General features: G+C 61.5%; 6 protein-coding genes. All 6 read right to left on the bottom strand.

The genetic code is table 11. The features are described from left to right. Positions 1 to 116: 116 nt before the first annotated feature. The 6 genes from OLZ32_RS36655 to OLZ32_RS36630 all read right to left on the bottom strand — a co-directional run bounded on the left by OLZ32_RS36655 (position 117) and on the right by OLZ32_RS36630 (position 6,711). Positions 117 to 1,037: a sugar kinase gene (locus tag OLZ32_RS36655; protein ID WP_130787458.1), complete on the bottom strand. Its 921-nt coding sequence runs from the start codon at positions 1,035 to 1,037 to the stop codon at positions 117 to 119. A 218-nt stretch (positions 1,038 to 1,255) separates the two neighbouring features. Next, on the bottom strand, positions 1,256 to 2,242 hold the full coding sequence (locus OLZ32_RS36650; protein WP_012758516.1) for an ABC transporter ATP-binding protein: 987 nt from the start codon (positions 2,240 to 2,242) through the stop codon (positions 1,256 to 1,258). Then, positions 2,235 to 3,242 carry an ABC transporter ATP-binding protein gene (locus OLZ32_RS36645; protein ID WP_130825752.1) on the bottom strand — a complete coding sequence of 336 codons (1,008 nt, stop codon included), beginning with the start codon at positions 3,240 to 3,242 and terminating at the stop codon, positions 2,235 to 2,237. Before OLZ32_RS36645 ends, OLZ32_RS36650 begins: the two co-directional genes overlap by 8 nt. Before the next feature lie 2 nt (positions 3,243 to 3,244). Further along, entirely contained in the window at positions 3,245 to 4,162 is a 918-nt protein-coding gene (locus OLZ32_RS36640; protein WP_003541889.1) for an ABC transporter permease, read from the bottom strand. Further along, complete coding sequence (locus tag OLZ32_RS36635; RefSeq protein WP_003541883.1) at positions 4,159 to 5,082, bottom strand: ABC transporter permease subunit; 924 nt, start codon at positions 5,080 to 5,082, stop codon at positions 4,159 to 4,161. Before OLZ32_RS36635 ends, OLZ32_RS36640 begins: the two co-directional genes overlap by 4 nt. A gap of 48 nt (positions 5,083 to 5,130) precedes the next feature. Next, positions 5,131 to 6,711 (bottom strand): peptide ABC transporter substrate-binding protein, encoded by a 1,581-nt coding sequence (locus OLZ32_RS36630; RefSeq protein ID WP_003541881.1) that lies wholly within the window; start codon positions 6,709 to 6,711, stop codon positions 5,131 to 5,133. Positions 6,712 to 6,770 lie beyond the last annotated feature (59 nt).

Genomic DNA, 6,770 nt, shown 5'->3' with positions numbered 1-6,770 from the left:
AGCGGGGCAAACGATGCCGACAAAGCGGGGAGCGCTCGCACCTGGCGTTCAACCTGCGCCAGCATGTGCGGCCTAAAAGCATGTTTCGCTAAGCGAATCTGAAAGATCGCGCCGCTTTAGCCGCCATCCAATCCAAGCTTTTCCCTTACGACCAATGCGCCATGTTCGCTGACGACGCGGGCAGCGACCTTTGCTGCGAAGCGGGCGGCGGCAGGTGCATCGCCTGCTTCGAGATATCGTGCGAGAAAAGCGCCGTTGAAGCTGTCGCCGGCGCTGGTCGTGTCGACCACCTTCTCCACCTTTTCGGCCGGAACGAAGGTCTGCTCGCCGGCAAAATTCAGCGTAACACCCTCCGCACCGTTCTTGACGACGATATGGACGGCACCCAGCGCGCGATAGCGGTGGATCGTCGCCTCGATGGAATCATCGCCGAAATGGGCGGCCTCGTCGTCGAAGCTCGGCATGACGAGCACGGAGGAGCGGGCGCCTTCGCTGATCGTCGTGTGCATCACGTCGTAGCTGGACCAGAGCCGCGGGCGGATGTTCGGATCGAAGACGACGAGCTTGCCGGCGGCCTTGGCGCGACGGACTTCGGCAAGCAGCGTCTCGGCATCCTCATGCGGCAGTATGGCAAGCGTGATGCCGGAGAAATAGACGACTTCAGCGCTCTCCACTGCCTCGCGCAGGCGGTCGGGATCGGCTGCCAGGCTGCGGGCGGCGGCGCTGTCGCGCCAGTAGCTGAAGGAGCGTTCGCCGTCCTTCAGGTTGATCATGTAAAGGCCCGGCGTCCTGCCCCTGATGCGGCGAATGAGGCTGGTGCCGATGCCTGCCTTGTCGATGAAGGCAGCCATCTCATCCGACATGGCGTCGTCACCGAGGGCGGTGAAGTAGTCGACCGACCAGTCGGGGCCAAGGCAGGCGCGGACATACCAGGCGGTGTTGAAGGTATCGCCGGCGAAGCCTTTGCGCAGCAGACCATCGCCTGCCTGCGAGAGTTCCACCATGCATTCACCGATCGATAGAAACCGTCTGCTCACCTTGTCCTCCCGGCACTAGAGCGCCGCGCGTCCAACGGGACGCGCTATCACTTTGAATTGGCGCATAACCCCGAAAATCGATTCCGATTTCGGGGTTATGCACTGGTCTCATTCGCTGATACGCGGAGAGTATGAAGGTGGCAAGCGCCGATAATAAGGAAGATGGAACCCCACTTTCGCGGGTGAGGTGAACGCCGCTTGCGCGGCCTTCGTCCCGCTCATGGCCTGTCCATGTGATAACAGGCGGCCTTCTGGCCGGGGCGGACCTCCTCGGTCGGCGGCATTTCGGTGCGACAGATGTCGGTCGCCTTCCAGCAGCGCGGCGAGAAGACGCAGCCTTTCGGCGGGTTGAGCGGCGAAGGCGGGTCACCCTGCAGACGGATGCGGGTGCGCAGGCGCGCAAGCTTCGGATCCGGGATCGGCGCGGCGGAGAAGAGCGCCTGCGTATAGGGATGGGCGGGATGATCGAAGACGGTGGCGCAATCGCCGGCTTCCACCACCCTGCCGAGATAGAGCACCAGCACATCGTCCGAGATCAGGCGCACGACGGAGAGGTCGTGGCTGATGAAGATCAGCGTCAGGCCGAATTCCTTGCGCAGCTTGCGCAGAAGCGTGATGACCTGGCCCTGGATCGAGACGTCGAGGGCCGAAACCGGCTCGTCGCAGATGATGAGCTTCGGTTTGGTGACCACCGCCCGGGCGATGCCGATGCGCTGCGCCTGGCCGCCGGAGAATTCGTGCGGATAGCGGTTGATCATCTCCGGCACCAGTCCGACGGCGGTCATGATCTCGCGGACGCGTTCGGTGCGCTCGGCCCTCGATAGCTTCGGCTCGAAGACGGTGAGCGGCTCGGCGATGATGTCGCCAACCGTCATGCGCGGGTCGAGCGAGGCGATCGGATCCTGGAAGATGATCTGCATGTCGCGGCGGGCGGCGCGCATTTCCTCGTCCGACAGGTCGAGCAGGTTGCGGCCCTGCCAGAGGATACGGCCCTTCTGCGATTTCAACAGCCGCAGGATAGAGCGCCCAAGCGTGGACTTGCCGCAGCCGGATTCGCCGACGATACCGAGCGTGCGGCCCTCGCTGAGGTCGAAGCTGACATTGTTGACGGCTGTGAGAAAGATCGGCGGCTTAAAGAGGCCTTTTGCCGGCAGTTCGAATTGGGTCGTCAGGTTCTCGACCCTCAGAAGCGATCGTTCAGCCATGGTTCAGTAGCTCCTCGCGACGCGGGAAGGGGTGGTAGCATGCGGCGCAGTGATGCGGCGCCAGCGTTTCGAGCAATGGCGGACGGTCGATGCAATCGTCCTGGACCTGCGAACAGCGCGGCGAGAAGTTGCAGCCTTTCGGCAGGTGCTGCAGGTTCGGCGGACGCCCAGGGATGACGACGAGGTCGTCGACATCCTGGTCCGGCCGCGGGATCGAGGCATGCAGCGCTGCGGTATAGGGATGGGCCGGATTGTCGAAGAGCTCATCGACCGGCGCCTCCTCGACGATACGGCCGGCATACATGACGGCGACACGGTCGGCGAGGCCGGCGACGACGCCGAGATCGTGGGTGATCATGATCAGCGCCGTGTTCATCTCCGCCGTCAGATCATTGAAAAGATCGAGGATCTGCGCCTGGATGGTGACGTCGAGTGCCGTCGTCGGTTCGTCGGCGATCAACAGTTTCGGCCGGGTGAGCAGCGCCATGGCGATGACGATGCGCTGGCGCATGCCGCCGGAAAGCTCGTGGGGGTAGAGATGGAAGCGCCGCGCCGGGTCGGGGATGCCGACGCGTTTGAGCATGTCGAGCGCGGCGGCGGATGCGGCGCGTGCCGTCAGCCCGCCGTGCACCTCGAGCTGTTCCGTCAGTTGCCGGGAGATCTTCAGCGAGGGATTGAGGGCGGTCATCGGGTCCTGGAAGACCATGGCCATGTCCTTGCCGCGGATCTGGTCGAGCTCGCGCGGCTTCAGCGAAAGCACGTCCTTGCCTTCGAGCAGCGCCTGTCCCGTCGTTTTGCCGTTCTTGGCGAGCAGGCCCATGATACCGAGGAAGGTCTGGCTCTTGCCGGAACCGGACTCGCCAACGATGGCGATGCGTTCGCCGCGCTTGACCGTCAGGTTCATGTTAGAGACCGCCTTCACCTCTCCATCCGGCGTTTTGAAGGTGATCGAGTAGTCTTTGAGTTCGAGAAGGGTGTCTTTTTGTGTTTCGTGGGACATTCTTAGCGATCCTTCGGGTCGAACGCGTCGCGCAGGCCGTCGCCGATGAAGAGCAGGCTGAGCAACAGGGCCACGAGGAAGCTTGCCGGGAAGACCAGCAGCCACGGCATGCTTTCCATGGCATCGGTTCCCTCGGCGATCAGCGTGCCGAGCGAGGTCAGCGGCTCCTGCACGCCGAAGCCGAGATAGGAGAGGAAGCTTTCGGTGGCGATGATTTCAGGCACCGTCAACGCTGCGAAGATGACCACGGGTCCGACGAGGTTCGGGATGATGTGCTTGATGATGATCTTGAACGGCCGCTGCCCGGATGCGCGGGCCGCTTCGATGAATTCGCGATGCTTGATCGACAGCGTCTGGCCGCGCACGATGCGGGCCATGGTCAGCCATTCCAGCGCGCCGATGGCAGCAAACAGCAGATAGACGTTGCGGCCGAAGATCACCATCAGCAGGATGACGAAGAGGATATAGGGAAGCGCATACATGATGTCGACGAAGCGCATCATGATCGCATCCAGCCTGCCGCCGATATAGCCCGATACTGCGCCGTAGAGCACGCCGATGAAGACGGAGACGACGGTCGCCGTCAGCGCCACGGCAAGCGAGACGCGGGTGCCGTAAAGGACGCGGGCGAGAAGGTCGCGGCCGTTCGGATCGGTGCCGAAATAGTGGCCGGTCTCGATCGAGGGCGGTATGCGGAAGGCCGCCCAATCCGGATCCTCATAGTTGAAGGGAATGAACCAGGGGCCGAGGAAGGCGGCGAGGATCAGCACCGTCAGGACGACGATCGACAGGACGGCGGCCTTGTTGCGCCCGAGGCGGCGCAAGGCATCCTTGGTGAGCGAGCGGCTTTGGGGAGCAAGGCCTTCCGCCTCCAGAAGCTCCTGGGCGAGCAGCTCGCGTTTTGCGGGGTTTAGGATCATCGGTTTCTCACTTTCGGATCGAGCCACGCATAGGCGATATCGACGAGAAGATTCAGGAACACGATGAGCACCATGTAGAAAATGACCGTGCCGAGAACCATGCCGTAATCGCGGTTCAGCGCTGCGTTGACGAAATAGCGGCCGATGCCGGGCAATCCGAAGATGCTCTCGACAACCAGCGAGCCGGTGAGAAGGTAGCTTGCCGCCGGACCCAGATAGGAGACGACAGGCATCAAGGCGGGCTTCAGCGCGTGGCGCATGACCGTCAGCCGCGGGCCGATGCCCTTGGCCTTGGCGGTGCGGATGAAGTTCTGGTTCATTACCTCGATCATCGAGCCGCGTGTGATGCGCGAGATGCGGCCGGCATGCGGCAGCGCCAGCACGACGATCGGCAGGATGAGGTATTTGATCGAGCCATCGCCCCAGCCGCCGACCGGAAACCACGCGAGATGGATGCCGAAGACGAGCTGCAGGATGGGCGCGATCAGGAAGTTCGGCAGTACGACGCCGATCAGGATGAGCGCGCCCAGAATATAATCCGGCGCCTTGTTCTGATAAAGCGCCCCAAGACAGCCGACGGCGACGCCGACAATGATGGCAATCAGGAAGGCAGCCGTACCGATGGTGAAGGTGTAGGGCAGACCGATCATGATCTGCTGGGCGACGGTGAAGTCTTCGCTGGCGAAGGACGGGCCGAGATCGCCGCGGAGCAGGTCACCGACATAGATCAGGTACTGCTGGATGAGCGGCTTGTCGAGATTGTAGTGGATAGCAAGGTTCTTCAAGATCACCGGCGGCAATGGCCTTTCGCCATCGAAAGGGCCGCCGGGGGCAAGGCGCAAAACAAAAAAGCAGGCTGTGACGGCGATCCACAGAACGGGGATCGTCGATAGCAGGCGACGGAGTGCGTATTTGATCATGGTCGTGGGCCGGTCCTTTCCGCAATGCGCGGAAAGGACCGTTTTCCCTTACTCTTTCATCGACAGCCAGCGGGTGCGGTGGATGTCCTGAATGTTGTCGACGAAGCCTTCGATCTTCGGCGATACGACATTCTTCGAGACGTAGTAATAGATCGGCAGGGCGGCGGATTCATCGAGCGCCAGCTGCTCGGCCTTCTTGAAGATCGCGGCACGCTTGGTGAGATCTGTCTCGGCGTTGCCTTCCTTGATCATCTTGTCGTACTCGGGATTCGACCAGCGGCCGTAGTTCATCTGCACGCCTGTCACCAGGAGGTTCAGGAAGTTGTCCGGATCGTTGTAGTCGGCGAGCCAGCCCGCGCGGCCGATTTCGACCTGGCCACGCTGCATCTGGTCGTAATGCACCTTGGTTTCGGCATTGACGAGCTCGACATCGACGCCGAGCGGCTTCCACATGGAAGCGATGGCAACGGCGATGCGCTTGTGGTTGTCGTTGGTGTTGTAGCTGAGGACGGCGTGAAGCGGCTTGTCCGGGCCGAAACCGGCTTCGGTCAGAAGCTTCTTGGCTTCGGCGACCTTCTCGCTATAGGGCAGGTCCTTCCAGCTGACATAGGCCGGCTCGCCGTAATTCGCCGTGCCCGGCGGAACCCATGAATAGGCCGGCAGTTCGCCGGTGCCGAGGATCTGCGGGCCGATCACTTCACGGTTGATCGCCATGGAGAGAGCCTGGCGGACACGCTTGTCGCTGAAGGGCGGCTTCTGCGAGTTGACGACGTAGTAGTAGAGGCCGGAGAAGGGGGCGACATGCGCCTGGCCAGGTAGGTTCTTCTTCATCCACTCGTACTGGTCGGTCGGGAAGTCGGTGAGGATGTCGAACTCGCCGGCGCGGTAGCGCTTCAGCGCGGCTTCCTGGTCTTCAAGCACGAAGAATTTCGCGCCATCGATCTTCAGGTCCTTGGTGTCGTACCACTGGTCGTTCTTCACGGTGGTGACATGCGAGCCCGGAACCCATTCGACCGGCTTGTAAGGGCCGTTGGTGACGATGTTGCCGATCTTGACCCAATCCTGACCCTTCGCCTCGACGACATGCTTCGGCAGCGGATAGGCGGTGTAATGCATCAGGGCATTGATGAAATAGGGAGTGGAGTTTTCAAGTGTGATTTCGAGTGTCTTGTCGTCGATCGCCTTGACGCCGAGCTGGTTGAGATCGGTGATCTCGCCCTTGTTGATCTTTTCGGCGTTCTTGATGGTGAATTGCAGATAGGCATAGTCGGCTGCATTCTTCGGGTCGACGAGGCGCTGGAAGGCGAAGACGAAGTCTCCTGCCGTTACCGGCTGGCCATCGGACCACTTGATACCGTCGCGAAGCTTGAAGGTGTAGACCTTGCCGTCAGGCGAAATCGTCCAGCTTACAGCCTGGCCGGGGATCGGATTATCCTTGGCGTCTTCGGTGACGAGGCCTTCGAAGATATCGCCGGCGATACGGTTTTCCCAGTCGCCGGAAAGTTTCTGCGGATCGAGCGACTGCGGGTCGCCACCATTGTGAATGTTGAGCGTGGCCGCATGGGCCGAAAACGCCAGCAATGTGCCAAGCATTGCAGATGCGAGAAATTTTTTCGCGAAATGGTTCATGGTGGGTCCACCTTTCTAGGCTTTTCGCCTTTATTAGACATTTGTTCCCGGTGTTTGAC

The organism is Rhizobium acaciae (assembly GCF_025941625.1).
Classification (GTDB): Bacteria; Pseudomonadota; Alphaproteobacteria; order Rhizobiales; family Rhizobiaceae; genus Rhizobium; species Rhizobium acaciae.
This window is presented reverse-complemented; position numbering and strand designations above follow the sequence as displayed.